Here is a 23,753-nt window from a genome sequence, read left to right as displayed (position 1 = left end):
AAGAACGGTAAGCGGGAATTACGAAGCGCGCAAAAAGGAGTGATTGTGATGTCTGAAGCATACAAAAACGCAGGAGTTGACATCGAAGCCGGGTACGAAGCTGTAAAACGGATGAAAAAACATGTGGAGCGCACAAAAAGACTAGGCGTCATGGGCAGTCTGGGCGGATTCGGCGGCATGTTTGATTTATCAGAGCTGCCTTATAAAAAGCCGGTTCTTATTTCAGGAACAGACGGAGTGGGGACAAAGCTGAAACTCGCTTTTTCAATGGACAAGCATGATACGATCGGCGTAGACGCTGTGGCAATGTGTGTAAACGATGTGCTTGCCCAAGGAGCGGAGCCGCTGTTTTTCCTCGACTATCTTGCTGTCGGGAAAGCAGATCCCGTAAAAATTGAACAAATCGTAAAAGGCGTTGCCGATGGCTGTGAACAGTCGGGTTCTGCGCTTGTCGGCGGAGAAACGGCCGAAATGCCTGGTTTGTACACACCTGAAGAATACGACATCGCCGGTTTCTCAGTCGGTGTTGTCGAAAAGGATGAAATCGTTACGGGCGAAAACATCAAAGAAGGACATCTTCTGATCGGCCTCAGCTCAAGCGGCTTGCACAGCAATGGGTTTTCGCTTGTGCGGAAGGTTCTTCTTGAAGACGCAGGGCTTAACTTGGATGAAACATATGAAGCTTTCGAGCGCTCTCTTGGCGAAGAGCTGTTAGAGCCGACGAGAATTTATGTCAAGCCTGTGCTTGAAGCCGTCAATAGCGGCAAGATCGACGGCATGGCGCATGTGACTGGCGGAGGCTTTATCGAAAACCTGCCCCGTATGCTGCCTGAAGGCTTAAGCGCGGAAATTGACCACGGCTCTTGGCCGATTCCGGCGATCTTCACATTTTTACAGGAGCGCGGCAAGCTGAAAGAGGAAGACATGTTCAACGTCTTTAATATGGGCATCGGCTTTGTCCTTGCCGTAAAAGAAGAGCATCTGACGGATGTGATTCAAACACTTGAAGGCCATGGCGAAAAAGCTTACTTAATCGGCCGTGTCAAACAGGGTGAAGGCGTCACTTTCGGCGGTGCGTCTCTTTCATGAAAAAATTTGCGGTATTTGCATCCGGAAACGGATCGAACTTTGAAGCGATCGTCACTCGGTTAAAAGAAGAGAATTGGAATGCGGAGGTTTCACTGTTAGTGTGCGACAACCTTGAGGCAAAGGTGCTTGAACGTGCGGAGGCATTCAGCATCCCGTCGTTTGCATTCCAGCCGAAATCATATGAGAACAAGCCCGCGTTTGAGCGCTCGATCATAGAACAGCTCCGCCTCCATGAGGTTGAACTAATTGTGCTTGCCGGATATATGAGATTGATCGGTGACACTCTGCTCAAGGCATACGGCGGGAAAATCATAAACATCCATCCGTCTCTTCTGCCTGCGTTTCCTGGAATTGACGCTGTCGGCCAGGCGTACCGGGCAGGCGTGAAGGTGGCCGGTATTACGGTTCACTATGTCGATGAAGGTATGGATACAGGGCCGATCATCGCCCAGAAGGCGGTCGAAATCGGGGAAGGCGACACATTGGAAACAATTGAACAACACATACACGAACTAGAGCATAAGCATTATCCTAGCGTAATCAAAGAGCTATTAGGACTAAACAGCAGAGGTGAAAAGCAATGACAATTAAACGCGCACTAATCAGTGTTTCAGATAAAACGAATCTTGTCCCTTTTGTGAAAGAACTAACAGAGCTTGGCGTTGAAGTCATTTCAACCGGCGGCACGAAAAAACTTCTTCAGGAAAACGGCGTGAACGTCATCGGAATTTCTGAAGTAACAGGCTTTCCGGAAATAATGGACGGACGCTTAAAAACGCTTCATCCGAATATTCACGGAGGACTTCTTGCTGTGCGTGACAATGAAGAGCACATGTCCCAAATCAATGAGCACGGCATTTCTCCGATCGACTTAGTTGTAGTCAACCTCTATCCTTTTAAAGAAACGGTTTCTAAAGAGGATGTCGCTTATGAAGATGCGATTGAAAACATTGATATCGGAGGACCCGGCATGCTGCGCGCCGCATCCAAAAATCATCAGGATGTTACGGTCATCGTTGACCCTGCTGATTACAGTCCGGTCCTGAATCAAATCAAAGAAGAAGGCGGCGTTTCTCTTCAGAAAAAACGTGAACTGGCGGCGAAGGTTTTCCGCCATACGGCTGCATATGATGCGCTTATCGCCGAATACTTAACAAACTTTGTCGGCGAAAAGGATCCAGAGCAATACACAGTGACTTTTGAGAAAAAACAATCTCTTCGCTACGGAGAAAATCCGCATCAAGAAGCGACGTTTTATCAAAGCGCACTGCCGGCAAGCGGTTCAATCGCATCAGCTGAACAGCTGCACGGCAAAGAGCTTTCTTATAACAACATTAAAGACGCCGATGCGGCGGTCCAAATTATACGTGAGTTTACAGAGCCGGCGGCAGTTGCGGTCAAGCATATGAACCCATGCGGCGTCGGAACAGGCAAAACGATTGCAGAAGCGTTTAACAGAGCGTTTGCGGCAGATGAAACGTCTATTTTCGGCGGCATTATCGCGCTTAACCGTGAAGTGGACAAGGCAACGGCGGAAGTGCTGCATAAGATCTTTTTAGAAATCATTATTGCGCCTTCATTCAGTGAAGAAGCACTTGAGGTGTTAACGTCCAAGAAAAACCTGCGCCTCTTAACATTAGATGTGTCAGCTTCTATTAAAAAAGAGAAACAGCTTACTTCCGTTCAAGGCGGACTATTGTTTCAAGATTTAGACATGCACGGCTTTGATGACGCAAAAATCAGCATCCCGACAAAAAGGGAACCGAACGAACAAGAATGGGAAGACCTTAAGCTTGCTTGGAAAGTCGTGAAGCATGTGAAATCAAACGCGATCGTACTTGCAAAAGACAACATGACAGTCGGGGTAGGCGCAGGACAAATGAACCGCGTCGGCTCGGCGAAAATCGCGATTGAACAGGCCGGAGAAAAAGCGAAAGGCAGCGCGCTTGGATCTGACGCTTTCTTCCCGATGCCTGATACTGTTGAAGAAGCGGCAAAAGCTGGTGTCACAGCTATCATTCAGCCTGGCGGTTCTGTCCGTGATGAAGATTCTATCAAAAAAGCGGATGAGTACGGCATTGCCATGGTGTTCACCGGAATCAGACATTTCAAACATTAAGGGGATGAAAACGACGTGAATGTATTAATCATCGGTAAAGGCGGAAGAGAGCACACGCTGGCATGGAAAGCGGCAGAAAGCAGCCTTATTGATACTGTATTTGCAGCTCCGGGAAATGACGGCATGACATCTTCAGCTACACTTGTCAGCATCGAGGAAAATGACCACGCCGGACTTGTTGCGTTTGCAAAAGAAAACAACGTCGGTTTAACAATCGTCGGGCCAGAGGTTCCTTTAATCGAAGGTCTTGTTGATGAATTTGAAAAAGCGGGCCTGCGTGTTTTCGGTCCGTCAAAAGCGGCAGCAATCATAGAAGGCAGTAAGCAATTTGCGAAGGATTTGATGAGAAAATACCAAATTCCGACCGCTGAATACGAAACATTTACTTCGTTTGACGAGGCTAAAGCCTATGTACAGGAAAAAGGCGCTCCGATTGTCATTAAAGCGGACGGACTTGCGGCTGGCAAAGGCGTTACTGTAGCGATGTCGGAAGAAGAAGCAATCGCGTGCCTTCATGATTTTCTGGAAGATGAAAAGTTCGGAGATGCCAGCGCGTCTGTTGTCATCGAAGAATTTCTCTCCGGAGAAGAATTTTCTCTTATGGCGTTTGTGAAGGGAGAAACCGTCTATCCGATGGTGATCGCCCAGGATCATAAGCGTGCCTTTGATGGAGATAAAGGGCCGAACACAGGCGGAATGGGTGCTTATTCTCCGGTTCCGCAAATTTCAGAAGAAATCGTTCAGCACGCTGTAGAGACGATTGTCAAACCGGCGGCAAAAGCAATGGTCCAAGAAGGACGTTCCTTTACGGGTGTCTTATATGCGGGCCTTATGCTGACACAAGACGGCTCGAAGGTGATTGAATTTAACGCCCGTTTTGGCGATCCGGAAACACAGGTTGTCCTGCCGCGAATGGAATCCGACCTTGTGCAAGTTCTTCTTGATCTGCTGGATGAGAAGCAGGTTGAATTGAAATGGAAGAATACATCCGCCGTGAGTGTTGTGCTCGCATCTGAAGGCTACCCGGAAAGCTATGCCAAAGGCACGCCGATCGGAAGCCTCACATCAAGCAAGGATCAAGTAGTTGTCTTCCACGCCGGAACAAAAGCAGACGGCGAAACATTTGTCACAAACGGCGGCCGTGTGGCAAATGTGACGGCATTTGATGATACCTTTGAAGCAGCGAGAGACAGAGTGTATCAAGCCGTTGACGAAATCATCAAGCCCGGATTGTTTTTTAGAAAAGACATCGGAGCCCGCGCACTGAAGGTTTCTCAGAAATAAGATGAAAAAACCCCGCAGTTTGTGCTGCGGGTTTTTTGATGTCAGACAAAGGCATGCAGAAAGGCTGAAGAGGAAAGAACCACTAATGTCGTTGGTTTTCCGTGGTCCATGCAGGCATCGATAAAATCCTCAAGGGTATGCACCGATTCGGTGACGACCTTTGTTACATAGCTGTACATGCCTGTAATGCGATGATTTTCTGCTACGTCAGGGTGGCTTTGGGCGAAGGCGGCGTAATGTTTGCAGCTTTTCGGTTCCATGAGGATAAAGGCTGTAACCTGTTTGTTTAGCTTTTCAAAACAAATATTGGCGCTGTAACCAGTGATGATTCCTTTTTCTTCAAGCTTTTTGACCCGTTCAGCTGCGCTGGGAGAGCTGAGTCCGACGAGTTTCCCCAACTCAACCATGGTAAGTCTTGCGTTTTTCTGTAAATGCGAAAGGATTTGTAAGTCTGTGTGATCCATTTTGTTGGCTCCTTTTTATTTTAAGCAGAAACATATAGATTCCTTCATTATTAAATCCATCGGGTTCATTTTTCTTAATTGTAGCATATGGCTGTCTGTTTTCTTTTTCTATAATAAAGCCAGAGCAAAAAAGGAGGAAATAATGATGGAAACTTTACGGCGTTCGCTTACTTGGGTGCAGGGGACTGCGCTGACGATAGGGGCAGTGTTAGGATGCGGGATATTGATTCTCCCTTCCGTCACGGCTAATACGGCGGGGCCTGCTTCTTTATTGGCATGGGTGCTGATGTCTTTATTGTCCTTTCCGCTTGTCGGCACGCTGGCACGGCTTGTGAAAATAGCACCGAGTGCGGGAGGCATTACTGCATATGTTCAGCTTGCTTTTCACAGTAAAGCCGCTGCTGTCTTAGGGTGGATTATGATGGGCTCAGTACCGATCGGAGTGCCGATCATAGCGCTGGCCGGCGCGCATTATGTCGGCTCTGTCACGGGAGCGGGGAATGGCCAGATAACTCTTATAGCAGCCGGTATGCTTGGATTATCTATTATTCTCAATATAAAGGGACTGCGGCTGTCCGCGAAAATCAGCACTCTGGTCATCGTTATGATAGTGCTTTTACTGATTTTAGCCGCCGCGGTCTCGCTTCCTCATGTGAAAGCAACTGCGTTTCAGCCGTTTCTTCCTCATGGCTGGTTTGCTGCCGGTTCGGCATCTGTTGTGATCTTTTTTTCGTTTGTCGGCTGGGAGATGATCACGCCGCTGGCAGAAGAATTTAAGCGTCCGGAAAGAGACATTCCGGTCAGCTTGTTTTTAGCCGCCGTCTGTGTAGCGCTATTGTATATTATGATTTCCTTCGTGACCATCGGAACGCATGCTTATGGCGGAAACGGAAACATTGCCTCACTCAATATGTTAATGTCAAAGGGAATTGGCAAAAGCGGTGTCTATGTGACCGCATGGCTGGCACTTTTTATCACCTTCAGTACAATTCACGCGAACATTGCCGGATTTTCAAGAATGGTTTACGCATTGGCGAGAGAGGGACATTTTCCGCGTTATTTTGAAAAGGTCAGCTCAAAAAGCCATACGCCGGTGCGGGTGCTGATAGGGCTCGGAATCGTGTTTGGCTTGGTTCTTGCGGTGAACGGAGCGCTTCAGATTGATCCGGCGTTTTTGCTGAAAGGGCCAAGTGCCGCGTTTATCGCATCCTATTTGTTTACATTGGCGGCGGCGCTGAAGATATTGCACTGGAGGGATATCGGCTGGTGGCTGGCTTTAACTGCATTTGTTTTATGTTTGGGGATTTACTGTTTTTGCGGCTGGGCCTTCTTTTATCCGGTTGTGCTTGGGATAGCGGGGATGATGTATAAGAAATATGGGCGAGAAAATAAATAACAAGCCAAATGTCGGCTTGTTATTTTTCTCGTTGCTCATTATGATTTGTGTTTGCGGCGTTTTGGCACATATAAGTGACAGGGCAAAAACGTAAAATTCCGGAGGCTGCTTTCATGCCGCCCATAAAGATACAGAAGAGAGTCATTTTGCACCAAGGCTTTCTGGTGTACTTTGCTGCTGCTGCGGACATAAGGGTTAACCCGCAGGCGATTCGGAAAACGGCATTAAGTAAACTGATGTTTTGTTTCATGGATTTCAAGCTCCTTTTCACTTAAAAAAGTTTTTTAATCTAATCTTCAAAAATTTGTAACGTTTTAGCCGTGCGTGATATGTAAGGATGTGATACGATAAATCTAATACATGTAAAGGAGAGTATGTGAATGTCCGAACGTACCTTTAACTGGAAAAATAAAGACATCAGGTCACAGGTCGATGTTGTAGACTCAAAGCTTCTTCCGACACTCCTTTTACGGAATGCTCTCGTCTTAAATCCATTTTTAAAACAATGGCTGAAAAAAAATATTTGGATTTACCAAGACCGTATTGTCTATGTCGGGGATGACCTCCCAAATAAAACAGGTCACATTCATACGATTGATTGTGAAGGAAAGTACATTGTGCCTGGTTATATCGAACCGCACGCTCATCCTTTTCAAATATATAATCCCCATACGCTGGCGGAATATGTGTCTCAATTTGGAACAACAACATTTGTGAATGATAATTTATTTTTGCTTTTACAAAGCGGAAAAAAGAAAGCGCTTACTGTTTTGAACGAACTGAAAAAGCAGCCTGTTCAATATTTTTGGTGGTCTCGGTATGACCTTCAGACAGAGGTGCTCAATGAGGATCATATCCTGCCGTTTGATGTACGAAAGCAGTGGATGGAACATCCGGATGTTCTTCAAGGCGGCGAAATGACAGGATGGCCTCGTTTGATGGACGGCGATGATTTAATTTTGCACTGCATGCAAACCACTAAAAAGCATCGAAAGCGTATTGAAGGGCACTTTCCCGGAGCTTCAGAAAAAACGCTTACAAAAATGAAGCTGTTCGGAGCCGATTCTGATCACGAAGCGATGACAGGGGATGAAGTGCTGAGAAGATTAGAGCTTGGATATTATGTCTCGCTCAGAAACTCTTCGATTCGCCCTGATTTAAAAAACATATTACAAGATCTTCATGAAAGAAATTTCCGCCAGTACGATCACTTTTTTTATACGACTGACGGCGCGACGCCTAACTTTTATAAGGGCGGCATGATAAATGAAATGATCCGGATTGCGCTGGACGAAGGTGTGCCGGCTATTGACGCCTATAATATGGCATCCTTTAATATAGCGAAGTATTACCAGATTGATGATTACCTGGGTGTAGTCGGGCCGGGGAGATTAGCCTCGTTAAATATTCTTGATGACCCTGCAAATCCTGATCCGGTTACCGTCCTTTCAAAAGGAGTGATCCTGCGTGAAGACGGCCGAAATATGAATGCGTTTACAGAAATGGATTGGAACAAAGGCGGTCTTGTCCCGTTAGAGCTGTCATATGATATGACGATGGATGATTTACAGTTTTCGATGCCGATGGGTGTGAAGATGCGAAATGCTGTTATAATGGAGCCGTATATGATTGCGATCGACAATTCAGTTGACCAGCTTTCTTTTGACCATGATGAATGTTACTTAACAATGCTTGATAAGCAGGGGAAATGGCGTGTGAACACGATGGTCAAAGGATTTGCCTCCAGTGTGCAGGGATTTGTCAGTTCCTTTACGACGACCGGCGATATTATCGCGATTGGAAAAAATAAAGCTGATATGCTGCTTGCTTTTGCACGTATGAAAGAAATCGGAGGGGGGATTGTCCTCGCGGAAAACGGGGAAATTCTGCACGAGATCCCGCTGCATTTATGCGGATGCGCCTCTTCCGAAAAGTACGAGACTGTGCTCGAAAAGGAATTAAAGCTGAAAACCCTTTTGGCTGAAAGAGGCTATCAATTTTCTGATCCTATCTATACGCTGCTCTTTTTGCAGAGCACTCATCTTCCTTATATACGCATTACGCCGAGGGGAATCTTCGACGTGATGAAAAAAACTGTACTCTTTCCGTCGATAATGCGTTAAAATATAAAAGAGCAGGGAGCCAACACATGAAAAAATGGATGGCAGTTTGTATGCTATGTTTCGCGTTTTTCTTGCTTGTTTCTTGTCAGCAAAAGGACTCTCTCCCAGGAAAAACAACGAAGCCAAAAGCTCCGTTGACGGGATTGAAGACTGAGCAGAAAGTGGCTGAACGGCGGCCTGTGGCTGTTGTCATGAACAACCATCCTAAGGCGAGGCCGCAATCAGGGCTGGATAAGGCTGATGTTGTCATAGAGGCGCTTGCTGAAGGGCAGATCACGCGGTTTTTGGCCGTTTTTCAAAGCCAAATGCCGGAGACTGTCGGACCTGTGCGGAGTGCGAGGGAATATTTCGTCACTCTCAGTAACGGCTTTGACAGTATTTTTGTCCACCATGGCTGGAGCCCCGGCGCAAAAGAGCAGCTGGAGTCCGGAGCTGCCGACAATATAAACGGATTGGATTTTGACGGAAGCTTGTTTTGGAGAGCCGATTTTAGCAAACCGCCTCACAATTCCTATACGTCTTATAAGTACATAAAAAAGGCTGCGGAGCAAAAAGGATATGAGCTGAACGGTGAAACAAACGCCCTTCCTTTTCAAACATCAGAAGCAAAACCTTCTAATGAATCTTACAATGTTCGGGTAGATTATGGAACAAAGAACGTTACAAATCTTGTCGAATATGATTATGATAAAAAAGCTGACGCTTATACGAGAAGCTCTGATGGTGTAACAACGACAGACCGGGAGACCGGAAAGCCGGTTGCAATGCAAAACATTTTCATTGTTGAAGCCAGCCATCACATTATTGATCAAGACGGAAGGCGTGGCATCGACATTGAATCAGGAGGGAAAGGTCTTCTGATTCAGCACGGGAACGCCATTGAGACAGACTGGAAAAATGAAAGCGGCCGTATTCTGCCTGTAAAGGACGGAAAGGTGCTTCCGTTTGTGCCGGGAAAGACATGGATCAATATCGTGCCTGATCTCGATGCAGCTTCCATTAGTAAAGGAGAAGGTGTGTAACGATGCAAATCGATAAATTACGCGGCAAAGAGCTAGACCAGCTATTTAATTCCATATTATCGCTCAAAGACCTTGAAGAATGCTATCGCTTCTTCGATGATCTTTGCACAATTAATGAAATTCAATCTTTGGCGCAGCGTCTTGAAGTTGCAAGAATGCTTCGCGACGGAAATACGTACCATAAGATTGAAACAGAAACGGGGGCTTCCACAGCTACCATTTCCCGTGTGAAGCGATGCTTGAATTATGGAAATGATGCTTATGAAATGGCGCTTGACCGCGCGAAGGAGATGGAAAGTGAGTCTTCTTCAACATAAGAGTACCGCCTTGCTTACACAGCAAGGCGGTTTTTTTATGAAATGGAGTGCTTGAGGCTGGCTGTTTCGGACGTGCTGCCATCCGTTTTTCGGTACGCAATATGCTGTTTGGAAAAGTGAATTGGAGAATCAATTCCAGCCGCGGCAGCCAGATTAAACAGGCCTTCTCGTAATGAAATCACATAATTGCAGACCCGATGCTGTTTTTCCTCTATGCTGAGCGCTTTTTGCAGCTTTGGATCAGTTGTCGCTACACCGACGGGGCATGTGTTTGTATGGCATACTAATGCGCGGATGCAGCCGACTGAAAACATCATGCCGCGCGCAATGTTTACGAAATCAGCCCCGAGTGCCAAAGCGATTGCAACCTTATCAGGTGTCAGCAGTTTTCCGGAAGCGAAAATTTTCAGCTTATCCCGCATGCCGTATTTTCTGAGCAGCGTATCAACGATCGGGAGCGCTGTCATTATTGGAAGTCCTACTGTGTCAGCAAGTTCGTGAAAGGAAGCGCCGGTGCCGCCTTCACTCCCGTCAACCGTGATAAAATCAGGATGCTTTCCGGTTTTTTTCATATAAGAGACAAGCTCTTCGATTTCGTCAGGATTCCCTACGACAATCTTCATGCCGACCGGTTTTTTGCCCACTTCCCGAAGCTTTTCTATAAAATCAAGCATCTCAGGAACGTTCGAAAATTCATGAAAACGATTTGGGCTGTCAATTGACTTTCCGGGCTCCACATTACGAATATCAGCAACTTCTTCCGTCACCTTTACACCGTCAATATGGCCGCCCCGTGTTTTGGCTCCTTGAGCGAGCTTCAGTTCAAACGCTTTAATTTGGTCAAGCCGGCTTTTCTTTTTAAACTCTTCAAAAGAAAATTCTCCGTTTTTTGAGCGGACCCCGAAAAGACCCGGCCCGATCTGACAAATAATATCGGCGCCTCCTTTTAGGTGGTACTCAGACAATCCGCCTTCTCCAGTATTCATCCAAGTGCCGCCTGCCTGATGCAGTCCTTTTGACAATGCCGTGATCGCGCGGTCTCCAAGTGACCCATAGCTCATAGCGGATTGGCCGACAAGACCCTTCACATAAAATGGCTTCTCACATGTATTCCCGCCGATGACCTGCACATCGTCAGGGTGAAGAAAATACGGGTCTGCTTCGGTTCGCTCGGTATGTTCGCTGCGTCTTAACAGATTGTCCTTGTCAATTTTGTATACTTGGGTTTGGATTTTGGGTGTTTGGCTGACGCGAAGCTCCTCTCTTTGTTTCGGAAAAAGAGAGTTGCGGATATAATAGCCCGGTTTATCAAAATCTCTTTCAGACCCGAATCCCATCATTCTGCTTTTATATTTACCCGACATGACGGTTTGTTCATATTCTCTCCTTGAAAAGGGCTGTTCCTCATTATCATTGCTGAATAAATACTGTCGCAGCTCCGGTCCGATTTTTTCAAAAATATAGCGGATTTTCCCTGCTACGGGGTAGTTGCGGAGGACGGAATGTTCCTGCTGTTTTTCATCCTTTATGTAAATCCAGATCAACAGTGCTATTGGGATAAGAAGAATCCCGATTAATAATGCTATGAGGGCAATAATTACTTTCTCCATCTTTTCAAACTCCTTTTTTATGTAACCATTTCCACTGTTTGACGATTTCCAAACAATAACACTTTGACAGGTGGGAATATGACAGGAAATGTAACGGAAAAGAGTGCAGATTTAATGGATAAATATATAAGGAGGCGAATCAAACAGTCTTTTTCAGTGAATAACGAGAATGACTGCTTTTTCCGTTTTTCCGCAGTATGTGAATTTGTTATAATATTTAAATGGTAAGAAACGAATGGAGGACGTATTACATGTACGATGTTACCGAGTGGAAGCATGTCTTTAAACTCGATCCGAATAAAGAGATATCTGACGAGCAGCTTGATATGCTGTGCGAATCCGGAACTGACGCAATTATCATCGGCGGAAGCGACAATGTGACGGAAGACGACGTACTGCGGCTGATGTCAAAGGTGAGGCGTTTCTTAGTGCCGTGTGTCCTTGAAGTGTCAACTACTGATGCCATCGTGCCGGGATTTGACCTGTATTTTATTCCGAGTGTGCTCAACAGCAGAAATCCGGACTGGATAGTCGGGCTTCACAAGCAGGCAATGAAGGAATACGGCGATTTGATGTCGATGGAGGACATTGTGACAGAAGGATATTGTATTTTAAACCCTGATTGTAAAGCGGCTGCTTTGACAGATGCGGATACGGATCTGGACGCGGAGGATGCGGCTGCCTATGCGAGGGTCTCTGAACATTTGCTTCACCTCCCTATTTTTTATTTGGAGTACAGCGGGGTGCTTGGAGACATAGAAGTCGTGAAGGAAACGAAGGCTGTGTTAGAAAGAACTACCCTGTTCTACGGCGGCGGCATTAAAGACGCGGATACGGCTAAACAAATGGCTGAGCACGCGGATGTAATTGTCGTGGGAAATGCGGTATATGATGATTTTAAACAGGCGCTGGGGACTGTAGCGGCTGTAAAAGGCGAGTAGCGAAACGGACGGATTTGGTTTATGATAGAACATATGTTTGAATAGGCGGTGAACGGATTTTGAATTATATAAGCAATCAATTATTAAGCGGACTCAATCCAGTTCAGCAGGAAGCGGTCAAAACAACGGACGGGCCGCTTCTGTTAATGGCTGGCGCAGGAAGCGGGAAGACGCGGGTGCTGACGCACAGAATCGCTTACCTCATGGCGGAAAAGCATGTGGCCCCTTGGAACATCTTGGCGATCACATTTACGAATAAAGCAGCGAGAGAAATGAAGGAACGTGTGGAAAGCATTCTCGGACCCGGGGCGGATGATATTTGGATTTCGACTTTCCACAGCATGTGTGTGCGGATTTTGCGGAGAGATATCGACCGAATCGGCATTAATCGGAATTTCTCCATCCTTGACACGTCAGACCAGCTCTCAGTGATTAAAGGCATTTTAAAAGAACGCAATATCGACCCGAAAAAATTCGACCCGAGAAGTATGCTCGGCTCCATCAGCAGCGCGAAAAATGAGCTGATTGATCCGGAGGAATACGCAAAATCAGCAGGCGGCTATTATGATCAGGTCGTCAGCGATGTATATACGGATTATCAGAAAAAACTTCTGAAAAACCAATCGCTTGATTTCGATGATTTAATTATGACAACGATCAAGCTGTTTGACCGTGTGCCGGAAGTTCTTGAGTTTTATCAGCGCAAGTTTCAATACATTCATGTTGATGAATATCAGGATACAAACAGAGCGCAGTATCTGCTTGTGAAGCAGATGGCAAAACGCTTCCAGAATATTTGCGTAGTAGGAGATTCTGACCAGTCGATTTACAGATGGCGCGGAGCGGATATCGCCAATATTCTTTCCTTTGAAAAAGATTATCCGAATGCGAGTGTCATTTTGCTTGAGCAAAACTACCGCTCAACCAAGCGGATTTTACATGCGGCCAATGAAGTGATTAAAAACAATTCAAACCGCAAGCCGAAAAATTTGTGGACAGAAAACGATGATGGAATCAAGATTTCATATTACCGCGGCGATAATGAATTTGGCGAAGGGCAGTTTGTCGCAGGAAAGATTCATCAGCTCAGCAGCTCCGGCAAGCGCCGCCTTTCCGATATCGCCATTTTGTACCGGACGAATGCCCAGTCGCGGGTTATTGAGGAAACCCTATTAAAAGCAGGGCTGAACTACAACATCGTCGGCGGCACAAAATTCTATGACAGAAAAGAGATTAAAGACATTCTCGCTTATTTGCGACTCGTGTCAAATCCAGACGATGACATCAGCTTTAACCGAATTGTCAACGTGCCGAAACGCGGTGTCGGTGCAACATCAATGAATAAGATCGCCGAATACGCCGCAATGAACGGCATGTCCCTGTTTCAGGCCCTCGGCCAGGTCGATTTTATCGGTGTAAGTGCCAAGGCGGCCAATGCGCTTGACAGCTTCAGACAAATGATTGAGAATCTCACAAACATGCAGGATTATTTGTCAATTACAGAGCTGACTGAAGAAATTCTGGACAAAACGGAATACAGAGAAATGCTGAAGGCTGAAAAATCAATTGAAGCCCAAAGCCGTTTAGAAAACATTGATGAGTTCTTGTCAGTAACGAAAAACTTCGAACAAAAGAGCGAAGACAAAACCCTCGTTGCATTCCTGACTGATTTAGCGCTGATTGCTGATATCGATCAGCTTGATCAGCAAGAGGAAGAATCAGGAACCAATGATGCCGTAACATTAATGACGCTGCACGCGGCCAAAGGCCTTGAATTCCCTGTTGTTTTCTTAATGGGACTTGAAGAAGGCGTATTCCCGCACAGCCGATCTTTAATGGAAGAAGCGGAGATGGAAGAAGAACGCCGGCTGGCTTACGTAGGCATCACCAGGGCAGAACAGGAGCTTTATCTGTCCAATGCCAAAATGCGCACATTATTCGGCAGAACCAATATGAATCCGGAATCAAGATTTATTTCTGAAATACCGGATGAGTTATTGGAGAACCTAAATGAGAAGAAAGAAACAAGAGCGGCATCTGCGAGAAAAATGCAGCCAAGACGCGGTCCTGTTTCACGTCCGGTCTCTTATGCAAGCAAAACAGGCGGCGACGGGCTGAACTGGTCGGTAGGCGACAAAGCCGGACACAAAAAATGGGGCACAGGAACGGTTGTCAGCGTGAAAGGCGAGGGCGAAAACACGGAGCTTGATATCGCATTCCCGAGCCCGGTGGGTGTCAAGCGTCTTCTCGCAGCATTTGCACCGATTGAAAAGCAGTAATTGAATGATGAAAGGAAGAATCTGATGGACAAAGAAGCAGCGAAACGCCGGGCAGAAGACCTGCGCAGCACAATCAACCAGTATAGCTATGAATATTACACCTTAGATGAGCCAAGCGTTCCGGATTCTGAGTACGATAAACTGATGCAGGAGCTTCTCGATTTAGAGGAAGAACATCCGGATCTCAGAACGCCGGATTCTCCCACGCAGCGTGTTGGCGGCGCCGTGATTGACGCTTTTCAAAAAGTGCGTCACGGCACACCGATGCTCAGTCTCGGCAACGCTTTTAATGCTGAGGACCTGCGTGATTTCGACCGACGTGTCCGTCAGGCCGTCGGAGACGATGTGGCGTACAATGTGGAGCTGAAAATAGACGGTCTTGCTGTTTCTCTCCGTTATGAAGACGGCTATTTTGTCAGAGGCGCGACAAGGGGAGACGGAACAACGGGCGAGGATATTACGGAGAATTTAAAGACCATTCGCAATATCCCGCTGAAGATGAAACGTAATCTTTCCATAGAAGTGCGCGGCGAAGCCTACATGCCGAAGCGTTCGTTTGAAGCGCTGAATGAAGAACGGCTGAAAAAAGAAGAAGAACCATTCGCCAATCCGCGAAACGCTGCCGCGGGATCACTCAGACAGCTCGATCCGAAAATTGCGGCGAAACGAAATCTCGATATCTTCGTCTACAGTATAGCGGAGCTTGACGAAATGGGTGTGGATACACAAAGCCAGGGGCTTGATTTTCTCGACGAGATCGGATTTAAGACAAACCAGGAACGAAAAAAATGCGGTACCATAGATGAAGTCATTGATATGATCGAAGAGCTGCAAGCCAAGCGTGCAGACCTGCCGTACGAAATCGACGGCATCGTAGTAAAAGTGGACTCACTTGATCAGCAGGAGGAGTTAGGCTTTACGGCGAAAAGCCCGCGCTGGGCCATTGCGTATAAATTTCCTGCCGAAGAAGTCGTCACAACGCTGCTTGATATTGAACTGAACGTCGGAAGAACAGGTGTCATAACGCCGACTGCGGTACTTGAGCCTGTAAAAGTTGCGGGTACGACCGTCCAAAGAGCATCCCTTCATAACGAAGATTTAATTAGGGAAAAAGACATCCGTATTCTTGATAAGGTTGTGATCAAAAAGGCGGGCGACATTATCCCGGAAGTCGTGAATGTACTGACTGAGCAGCGCACAGGGCAAGAGAAAGAATTTAACATGCCGACAACCTGTCCGGAGTGCGGAAGCGAGCTTGTGCGCATCGAGGGAGAAGTGGCCTTGCGCTGCATCAATCCTGAATGTCCCGCGCAAATCAGGGAAGGCTTGATTCATTTTGTCTCGCGTAATGCCATGAACATTGACGGACTGGGAGAGCGTGTGATCACCCAGCTGTTTCAAGAGAAACTCGTCCGCAATGTGGCGGATTTGTATAAGCTGACGAAAGAACGGGTCATCCAGCTTGAACGGATGGGTGAAAAATCTACCGACAACCTGATCAGCTCCATTCAAAAATCGAAGGAAAACTCATTGGAGCGTCTGTTATTCGGCCTTGGCATCCGCTTTATCGGCTCAAAAGCCGCCAAAACGCTTGCCATGCACTTTGAAAGCTTGGATCATCTGAAAAAAGCGAACAAAGAAGAGCTGCTTGCGATTGATGAAATCGGAGAAAAAATGGCTGATGCAGTGATCACATATTTCCAAAAAGAAGAAATGCTCGAGCTACTGGATGAATTAGAACAGCTTGGTGTAAACACACTCTACAAAGGCCCGAAAAAAGTAAAAGTGGAAGACAGTGATTCTTATTTCGCAGGCAAAACAATTGTCCTGACCGGAAAGCTGGAAGAGCTGTCAAGAAATGATGCCAAAGCGCAGATTGAGGCGCTCGGCGGAAAGCTTACCGGCAGCGTCAGCAAAAACACAGATTTGGTCATCGCCGGAGAAGCGGCGGGAAGCAAGCTGACAAAAGCGGAAGAGCTGAACATTGAAGTATGGAATGAAGAACAGTTATTGGGAGAGCTAAAGAAATAAGAGGAGTGTTTTCTATTGAAAAAGTCTTTGCTAGTGGCGGCAGCCTCGGCAGCAGTGTTAATGCTGTCTTCCTGCTCGCCGAGTTTTGGGGGGGATAAGGAGGAAGAGATTACGCAAAAAACTGAGAAATCCTCAGAAAAAGCGATTATACCAAAATACAATATCTCTGATTCCTATTATAAAATGGTGCTTCCGTTCAAAGCGGGAAAAGCACGCGGCCTGACAACAGAGCGGTTAAATACAAGGCTGGATATTGACGAATTTGAAACGGGCCTTATGCGCCTCGCTCAAGATTCATTCTCGACGGATGATTATTTGTTCCAAGAGGGCCAATACTTAGATGAAGATACGGTATTAAGCTGGCTGGCCCGCAAAAAAGAAGGCTCTGATCTGAAGAAAGCGGAAAAAGAAGATAAAGACTTTGAAAACCTGGGCCTTAATCCGGTACTGCCAAGTTCCGGCTCAACGAAAGAAAAGAATGAAAACAGTCCTGTTTATTTGGCGACAATGCTTGAACATGACTATTTAGTCAGAAAAGATAAAAATTCCATTCAGCTTGGCGGCGTAATGATCGGGCTCGCATTAAACTCAGTCTATTACTACAGGGAAAAAACAGGTGATCCTCAGCAAGAGGTGACAATTGATGACAAAACGCTTCGGAAGGAAGGCGAAAAAATCGCCCAGGAAGTCATCAACCGTTTGCGTAAAAAAGATAATCTGAAAAACATTCCGATTACGGTCGCGCTTTATAAACAGGCGTCAAAAACATCAATCGTTCCGGGGAACTTTATCGCCAAAACCGAAGTCAAAGCCGGCTCCACCGATATCGGCAGCTGGGATGATGTCAAAGAGAAATATGTATTCTTCCCGGCAGATGACTCGACAAAGCAGAAGTATCCGGACGATGCGGAGCTGTTTACACGCTTTAAAAACGCAATTGACAGCTACTTCCCGAATTACACAGGCGTTGTCGGAACGGCAATGTATGAAAATGATGACATGAAAAAAATGAAAATTGAAATCCCGATGCAGTTTTACGGAAAGAGCGAAGTCGTCGCCTTTACGCAATACTTAACGGGAGAGGTCATGGACTACTACTCAAAGAACTCGCTCGATGTTGAAATTGACATCACCTCATCAGACGGACAGGAAGCCGTTATCCTCCGCAATGCGGGAGACAGCGAACCAACCGTCCATATTTATGATTAACCGAAACATATGAATAAACGAAATAACCCTTACATCACGTTTTCAGTGGCTAAGGGTTATTTTTTATTAAAATGACTCATTTTTCAAACATTTACAATATAAGAATTAAGTGATTATGTTATGATTTAAGAGGAATAGAAAATGAATCCATTTATTCGATATCTTTATGTACATGTGGAAAACTCCTTTTTCTGAAGTGGTTTAAAGAATTAAAAAATAAAGGTGGTATGTTGATGCTCTGACTTTTTCGAAAAAAACACGCATAAGGAACTTTGAAAATAGATGAAAAGGGAGAATCAGCATGCATAAAGATATAAAAGCGATTTTTAATGAAGATAAGGTATTGGCAGAAGCCGCAAACATATATGGGTTTAAACGAACACAAGTCCAATTTCTCGGAGACGCGGAAAACTACGTGTACGAGTTTATAAAGGATGAAGAACCTTTTATTTTGAAAATCACGCATACGATCCGCAGATCTCCTCAATATATCTTTGGGGAAATGGAATGGCTTCATCACCTTGCAAAAGGAGGGCTTTCCGTTGCCAAGCCAATTCCGTCATTAGACGGAAAAGATGTTGAAGAAGTATCGGATGGAACAGGCGGAGCATTTTTACTAAGAGTCTATGAAAAGGCGCCGGGCCATAAGGTAGAGGAAGCGGACTGGAATGGAAAATTATTTTATCAGCTTGGAACATATACAGGCGAAATGCATCGGCTGACGAAAAGCTATCAAGTAAGTAATCCTGCATATAAGAGACAAGAGTGGGATGAAGAAGAGCAATTAAAACTCAGAAAATATGTTCCTCAAGACCAAAAAAGGATATTCGAGCAGGCGGACGCTTTAATGGAGAAGCTGCGCCAATTACCGAAGGGCCCTGACCATTATGGATTGGTTCATGCTGATTTGCACCATGGCAATTTCAACTGGGACAACGGAAAAATCACAACCTTTGACTTTGACGATATCAGCTACAATTGGTTTGTCAATGATATCAGTATTCTCCTCTATAACATTCTGTGGTATCCGGTCATTCCATACGAAGATAAAGCTGCTTTTACAGAAGAATTTATGCGGCATTTTCTGAGTGGGTATCGCGAGAAAAATGAACTTGATGCAGCGTGGCTGACAAAGATTCCTGATTTCCTCCGTCTGCGTCATATGATTATTTACGGATTATTTCATCAGGCGTTTGATCTTGAGACGATAGGCCAAGAAGAAAAAGAAATGCTTAACGGATTCAGACAGGATATAGAAAACAGAACACCGATCACACCATTTGATTTTTCTAAGCTGAACTAAAAAGGAATGCGCCGGCTGATATAAGAGCCGGCGTTTCTTTTTTGCATAAAAAAGCCTTCAAGATCAGGCACCTTGAAGACTTTTATAAAGTATCGCACTTCACGCCGACAACGCCGTCGATCGCTTTAATATCGTAATAAACGTCTGTCGTATATCGGTTTTTATGAACCCGGATTTTGACCTCCATAATCGGAAACTCCTTTTCATGCAAATCATCAATCCGAACGGAGTGGATACGAATGTTTTTCCCCTTCATCTGTTTGAGGATCTCTGTCATCTTTTCTTTGTCAGAAAGCGACATGCGGACGCGGATGTCTTTTTCCTGCAAACGGTCCGGTCCGATTTTTCTGATCAGCCACGGCAAAACCTCCACGCTGATCAAAATGAACAGGAGGCTGACGAATGCTTCTTTATAGAAGCCTGCGCCGGTGGCAAGACCAAGTCCGGCCGCTCCCCAAATCATGGCGGATGTGGTCAAACCGGAAATGACATCATTGCTTTTCCTTAGAATAACACCGGCACCGATAAAGCCGACCCCGGAGATGATTTGCGCGGGCAGACGCAGAGGATCCATCATGACGCGGTAAAATTTGGGGAAATGGTATGCGGCGTTAATACTGACGATTGTCAGCATACATGAGCTAACGGCGATCACGATACAGGTCTTTAACCCAAGGGGTTTATTTTTCAACTCCCGCTCAAGACCGATGATCATGCCGATTAATGTAGCGATGCCTAATTTCACTAATATATCCGGTTCTATATACCAGTCCAACAGCAAATCCCCCTATCTTCTCGATGTACTTAAATTTATATGATTTTCTCACAGTATTTATAGCAGGACAAGTGCATAAGAGTACAAAAGCCATCAAGTGCAACACCTGATGGCTTCCTTCGTTATTTTCCGCGTTTTAATAGCTTTTCCATATCGCTGAATAACTTGTATGACGCATCCGCCGGTTTTTTTGTTAAAAGGCTGACAACAACGCCGGCGATCAAACTGAGGAAAAACCCCGGAATGATCTCAAACACGCCTGTTGATTTTGCAAGCCCCGTTGTAATCCAGAGGAGAACGGTGACTGCCCCTACGATCATAGCCGCAAGCGCGCCCCTTTCGTTCATCCGTTTCCAGTAGAGACTGAGAAGAATCGCCGGTCCGATTGCTGAACCAAATCCGGCCCACGCGTATCCGACCAAGTCAAGAATCGTACTGTTCGGATTCAGGGAAAGCAGGATGGCAATCACAGCCACAACCAATACTGATAAACGGCCTGTCATTACAAGTTCTTTATCAGTTGCTTCCCGTCTGAAAAACGAGCGGTATAAATCTTCCGTAATCGCACTGGCTGTCACTAAAAGCTGGGAAGAAATAGAGCTCATAATCGCAGCTAAAATGGCTGATAGCAAAAAGCCCGTGATAAATGGATGGAACAAAATTTTAGAAAAAATAATGAAAATCGTTTCCGGATCATTTACAGCGACTCCGAATTTATGCGTATATGCGACACCGATTAAGCCTGTAAGTAAAGAGCCGACAACTGAAATGACCATCCAGCTCATCCCGATTCTGCGCGCAGGCTTTAAATCTTTCACATTTTTAATCGCCATAAAACGGACAATGATATGAGGCTGGCCGAAATATCCCAAGCCCCACGCTAAATAAGAAATAATGCTAATGACGCTCGCGCCTTTAAAAACATCCAAAAGCATCGGGTTCACAGCGTTAATTTGATCAACAGTTGTTGTAACGCTCCCCAGCTGGGTAAAAGCAACGATCGGCACAAGCACTAGTGCTGTAAACATAATCGCACCTTGCACAAAGTCAGTCAGACTGACAGCGAGGAAACCGCCAAACAGAGTGTATAATACAACAATAGCGGTGGTCAGAAACAATCCTAACTTATAATCCGCTCCAAAAGCAGATTCAAACAGTCTTCCTCCTGATACCATCCCGGAAGATGTATACAGTGTGAAAAAGACCATAATAATTAAGGCTGAAACAATTTTCAACACAGATGAAGAATGCTGAAATCGTTTATCAAAGAAATCAGGGATCGTAATCGCATCATCAGCGACTTCCGTATAGGCACGCAGCCTTGGTGCAAGCAGCAAGTAATTGGAATAAGCTCCAATCGTTAAGCCGAGTGCAAGCCATAAGGTTGAAAGCCCGGTTGCAAACATGGCGCCGGGAACCCCCATCAGCATCCACGCGCTCATATCCGCGGCTCCGGCAGACAGTGCGGTGACAAATGGCCCGAGTCCTCTTCCGCCGAGCATATAGTCATTGATATTTGTTGTTTTTCTAAATGCATACCATCCAATCAAAAGCATGGCTGCAAAGTAAATTGCTAAAGATATGATAAGTTCAATATTCACGTTTTACCCTCTCTTCTTTCCTGTTAATTTTGACATCACCTCTCGATTTTGATGGTGCCAGTTAAGTTTTACTGGCGCTAGCATAAGGAAACCTGAACGGATTCAGTATGCTATGGTAACTTAACCTATCAGAGTATTCCCGATCAATCAACCGATGAAACTTCAAGGGATAAAAAGAGAATGTTGAGTCAACATACACCGTTATAACGATGAAAACGCTTACTAAAATCGGTTAAAGTAAAAATATTCTGAAAAATATTTCATTGCTCCTTATGTTTGTTTTTAGTATAGAATAAGATAGAAATCAGCCTGCTGCAATCAGGCGGAAATATCGTGTTTTGTTGCTTTAAAGGGCTTGTTTTTGATATGATCAGTATTATATGACTTATCGGGGAAATATGTGGAGGTGGATAATATGTCACGAATTTCAATAGAAGAAGTAAAGCACGTCGCCCACTTAGCGAGACTTGCGATTACAGATGAAGAAGCGGAAATGTTCACAGAACAGCTTGACAGCATTATTTCATTTGCCGAGGAGCTCAACGAAGTGGACACAGACAATGTGGAGCCTACGACTCACGTGCTGCAAATGAAAAACGTCATGAGAGAAGATGAAGCGGGTAAAGGTCTTCCGGTTGAGGATGTTATGAAAAACGCTCCTGACCATAAAGACGGCTATATTCGTGTGCCATCAATCTTGGATTAGAGGAGGGATATCAGAATGTCATTATTTGATCATAAAATAACTGAATTAAAACAGCTTATACATAAAAAAGAGATCAGCATTTCTGATCTGGTGGATCAATCTTATAAACGGATTCAGGAAGTGGACGGAAAAGTCCAGGCATTTTTGCAGCTTGATGAAGAAAAAGCGCGCGCGTATGCGAAGGAACTCGACGAGGCGGTTGACAGCCGTTCTGAGCACGGCCTTCTATTCGGAATGCCGATCGGCGTGAAAGATAATATCGTAACAAAAGGGCTTCGCACAACGTGCTCAAGCAAAATTCTTGAAAACTTCGACCCGATTTACGACGCAACTGTCGTTCAGCGCCTTCAGGATGCTGAAGCGGTAACGATCGGAAAGCTGAACATGGACGAATTCGCTATGGGTTCTTCGACTGAAAACTCAGGGTTTAAGCCGACGAAAAACCCTTGGAATCTGGATACTGTGCCGGGCGGCTCAAGCGGCGGTTCTGCTGCGGCGGTTGCTGCGGGCGAAGTGCCGTTTTCCCTTGGTTCTGACACGGGCGGCTCCATCCGCCAGCCGGCTTCCTTCTGCGGAGTTGTCGGACTGAAGCCTACATACGGACGAGTGTCCCGTTACGGATTGGTTGCATTTGCATCTTCATTAGATCAAATCGGGCCGATCACAAGATCAGTTGAAGATAACGCGTTCTTGCTGCAGGCCATTTCAGGCGTAGACAAAATGGATGCGACAAGCGCAAATGTGGATGTTCCTGATTTTCTTTCTTCATTAACTGGCGATATTAAAGGCTTAAAAATTGCCGTTCCGAAAGAATATCTCGGAGAAGGCGTCGGAAAAGAAGCGAAAGAATCTGTTCTGGCTGCTTTGAAAGTACTTGAAGGACTCGGCGCCACTTGGGAAGAAGTATCTCTTCCGCACAGCAAATACGCTCTTGCGACGTATTACTTGCTTTCTTCTTCAGAAGCGTCAGCGAACCTTGCCCGTTTTGACGGCATCCGCTACGGATACCGCACTGACAATGCGGACAACCTTCTTGATCTTTATAAACAAACGCGTTCAGAGGGCTTCGGCAATGAAGTGAAACGCCGTATCATGCTTGGCACGTTTGCCCTAAGTTCCGGCTACTATGACGCTTATTACAAAAAAGCGCAAAAAGTGCGGACGCTCATTAAAAAAGACTTCGAAGACGTATTTGAGAAATATGATGTTATCGTCGGACCGACTACGCCGACACCTGCGTTTAAACTAGGTGAAAACACGAAAGATCCGCTTACAATGTACGCAAACGATATTTTGACAATTCCGGTCAACCTTGCGGGCGTACCGGGAATCAGCGTGCCATGCGGACTCGCGGACGGACTTCCGCTCGGCCTGCAAATTATCGGAAAACACTTTGACGAAAGCACTGTATACCGCGTTGCCCATGCGTTTGAGCAGGCAACAGACCATCATAAAGCAAAACCTGAACTGTAAGGGGTGAAACG

At 45.7% G+C, this 23,753-nt stretch carries 20 protein-coding genes; 15 read left to right on the top strand and 5 right to left on the bottom strand.

Features of this window, described 5'->3' with window-relative positions; all coding sequences use genetic code 11:
• Positions 1-48: 48 nt before the first annotated feature.
• From purM to purD, 4 genes are read left to right on the top strand one after another with little or no spacing between them, the layout of a single operon-like run.
• A complete protein-coding gene (gene purM / locus AXI57_RS19890) occupies positions 49-1,089 on the top strand; it encodes a phosphoribosylformylglycinamidine cyclo-ligase (protein ID WP_061671074.1) in 1,041 nt (346 codons plus the stop codon).
• Positions 1,086-1,673, top strand: coding sequence for a phosphoribosylglycinamide formyltransferase (gene purN / locus AXI57_RS19885; protein ID WP_061671073.1), 588 nt, complete (start codon positions 1,086-1,088; stop codon positions 1,671-1,673). Before purM ends, purN begins: the two co-directional genes overlap by 4 nt.
• Entirely contained in the window at positions 1,670-3,208 is a 1,539-nt protein-coding gene (gene purH, locus AXI57_RS19880) for a bifunctional phosphoribosylaminoimidazolecarboxamide formyltransferase/IMP cyclohydrolase (protein WP_061671072.1), read from the top strand. The genes purN and purH overlap by 4 nt, the downstream gene beginning before the upstream one ends.
• Before the next feature lie 15 nt (positions 3,209-3,223).
• Positions 3,224-4,492 (top strand): phosphoribosylamine--glycine ligase, encoded by a 1,269-nt coding sequence (gene purD / locus AXI57_RS19875; protein ID WP_061671071.1) that lies wholly within the window; start codon positions 3,224-3,226, stop codon positions 4,490-4,492.
• Between the two features lie 41 nt (positions 4,493-4,533).
• Here purD and AXI57_RS19870 read toward each other — a convergent pair whose 3' ends face one another.
• Positions 4,534-4,956: an Lrp/AsnC family transcriptional regulator gene (locus tag AXI57_RS19870; RefSeq protein ID WP_003328462.1), complete on the bottom strand. Its 423-nt coding sequence runs from the start codon at positions 4,954-4,956 to the stop codon at positions 4,534-4,536.
• Between the two features lie 145 nt (positions 4,957-5,101).
• On the opposite strand from AXI57_RS19870, the gene AXI57_RS19865 reads away from it, so the two are divergent.
• Complete coding sequence (locus AXI57_RS19865; protein WP_035175015.1) at positions 5,102-6,352, top strand: APC family permease; 1,251 nt, start codon at positions 5,102-5,104, stop codon at positions 6,350-6,352.
• Between the two features lie 19 nt (positions 6,353-6,371).
• Here the strand turns inward: AXI57_RS19865 and AXI57_RS21165 are convergent, their stop codons facing one another.
• Positions 6,372-6,602, bottom strand: a complete 231-nt coding sequence (locus tag AXI57_RS21165) for a YgaP family membrane protein (RefSeq protein ID WP_081112804.1) — start codon at positions 6,600-6,602, stop codon at positions 6,372-6,374.
• Between the two features lie 130 nt (positions 6,603-6,732).
• Between AXI57_RS21165 and AXI57_RS19860 the strand changes: the two genes are divergently transcribed.
• The 3 genes from AXI57_RS19860 to AXI57_RS19850 are packed head-to-tail and all read left to right on the top strand — an operon-like array spanning position 6,733 to position 9,814.
• Complete coding sequence (locus tag AXI57_RS19860; protein ID WP_010787841.1) at positions 6,733-8,475, top strand: adenine deaminase; 1,743 nt, start codon at positions 6,733-6,735, stop codon at positions 8,473-8,475.
• Positions 8,476-8,501: 26 nt separating this feature from the next.
• On the top strand, positions 8,502-9,497 hold the full coding sequence (locus AXI57_RS19855; RefSeq protein WP_003328457.1) for a DUF3048 domain-containing protein: 996 nt from the start codon (positions 8,502-8,504) through the stop codon (positions 9,495-9,497).
• 2 nt (positions 9,498-9,499) lie between these two features.
• Entirely contained in the window at positions 9,500-9,814 is a 315-nt protein-coding gene (locus AXI57_RS19850; protein ID WP_003328456.1) for a YerC/YecD family TrpR-related protein, read from the top strand.
• A gap of 35 nt (positions 9,815-9,849) precedes the next feature.
• On the opposite strand, the gene AXI57_RS19845 is transcribed toward AXI57_RS19850, so the two are convergent.
• Entirely contained in the window at positions 9,850-11,424 is a 1,575-nt protein-coding gene (locus tag AXI57_RS19845; protein WP_061671070.1) for an FMN-binding glutamate synthase family protein, read from the bottom strand.
• Between the two features lie 251 nt (positions 11,425-11,675).
• On the opposite strand from AXI57_RS19845, the gene pcrB reads away from it, so the two are divergent.
• The 5 genes from pcrB to AXI57_RS19820 all read left to right on the top strand — a co-directional run bounded on the left by pcrB (position 11,676) and on the right by AXI57_RS19820 (position 19,187).
• Positions 11,676-12,365, top strand: coding sequence for a heptaprenylglyceryl phosphate synthase (pcrB, locus tag AXI57_RS19840; protein ID WP_061671069.1), 690 nt, complete (start codon positions 11,676-11,678; stop codon positions 12,363-12,365).
• Positions 12,366-12,424: 59 nt separating this feature from the next.
• The gene (gene pcrA / locus AXI57_RS19835; RefSeq protein ID WP_003328452.1) at positions 12,425-14,644 is read left to right on the top strand and encodes a DNA helicase PcrA; all 2,220 of its coding nucleotides are present in this window, start codon (positions 12,425-12,427) and stop codon (positions 14,642-14,644) included.
• 24 nt (positions 14,645-14,668) lie between these two features.
• A complete protein-coding gene (gene ligA / locus AXI57_RS19830) occupies positions 14,669-16,675 on the top strand; it encodes an NAD-dependent DNA ligase LigA (RefSeq protein ID WP_061671068.1) in 2,007 nt (668 codons plus the stop codon).
• A gap of 60 nt (positions 16,676-16,735) precedes the next feature.
• Positions 16,736-17,884 (top strand): CamS family sex pheromone protein, encoded by a 1,149-nt coding sequence (locus tag AXI57_RS19825; protein WP_087941827.1) that lies wholly within the window; start codon positions 16,736-16,738, stop codon positions 17,882-17,884.
• Positions 17,885-18,185: 301 nt separating this feature from the next.
• Positions 18,186-19,187, top strand: coding sequence for a phosphotransferase enzyme family protein (locus tag AXI57_RS19820; RefSeq protein ID WP_061671067.1), 1,002 nt, complete (start codon positions 18,186-18,188; stop codon positions 19,185-19,187).
• Positions 19,188-19,269: 82 nt separating this feature from the next.
• Here the strand turns inward: AXI57_RS19820 and AXI57_RS19815 are convergent, their stop codons facing one another.
• Both AXI57_RS19815 and putP read right to left on the bottom strand, forming a co-directional pair.
• Positions 19,270-19,968 carry an MgtC/SapB family protein gene (locus AXI57_RS19815; RefSeq protein ID WP_087941823.1) on the bottom strand — a complete coding sequence of 233 codons (699 nt, stop codon included), beginning with the start codon at positions 19,966-19,968 and terminating at the stop codon, positions 19,270-19,272.
• A gap of 116 nt (positions 19,969-20,084) precedes the next feature.
• Positions 20,085-21,563 carry a sodium/proline symporter PutP gene (gene putP / locus AXI57_RS19810; RefSeq protein ID WP_003328443.1) on the bottom strand — a complete coding sequence of 493 codons (1,479 nt, stop codon included), beginning with the start codon at positions 21,561-21,563 and terminating at the stop codon, positions 20,085-20,087.
• Between the two features lie 415 nt (positions 21,564-21,978).
• Here putP and gatC point away from each other — a divergent pair, with 415 nt between their 5' ends.
• Positions 21,979-22,269, top strand: a complete 291-nt coding sequence (gene gatC, locus AXI57_RS19805; RefSeq protein WP_003328442.1) for an Asp-tRNA(Asn)/Glu-tRNA(Gln) amidotransferase subunit GatC — start codon at positions 21,979-21,981, stop codon at positions 22,267-22,269.
• A gap of 15 nt (positions 22,270-22,284) precedes the next feature.
• Positions 22,285-23,742, top strand: a complete 1,458-nt coding sequence (gene gatA, locus AXI57_RS19800) for an Asp-tRNA(Asn)/Glu-tRNA(Gln) amidotransferase subunit GatA (RefSeq protein ID WP_010787848.1) — start codon at positions 22,285-22,287, stop codon at positions 23,740-23,742.
• Positions 23,743-23,753 lie beyond the last annotated feature (11 nt).

The sequence above is a fragment of the Bacillus atrophaeus genome (genome assembly GCF_001584335.1).
Classification (GTDB): Bacteria; Bacillota; Bacilli; order Bacillales; family Bacillaceae; genus Bacillus; species Bacillus atrophaeus.
This window is presented reverse-complemented; position numbering and strand designations above follow the sequence as displayed.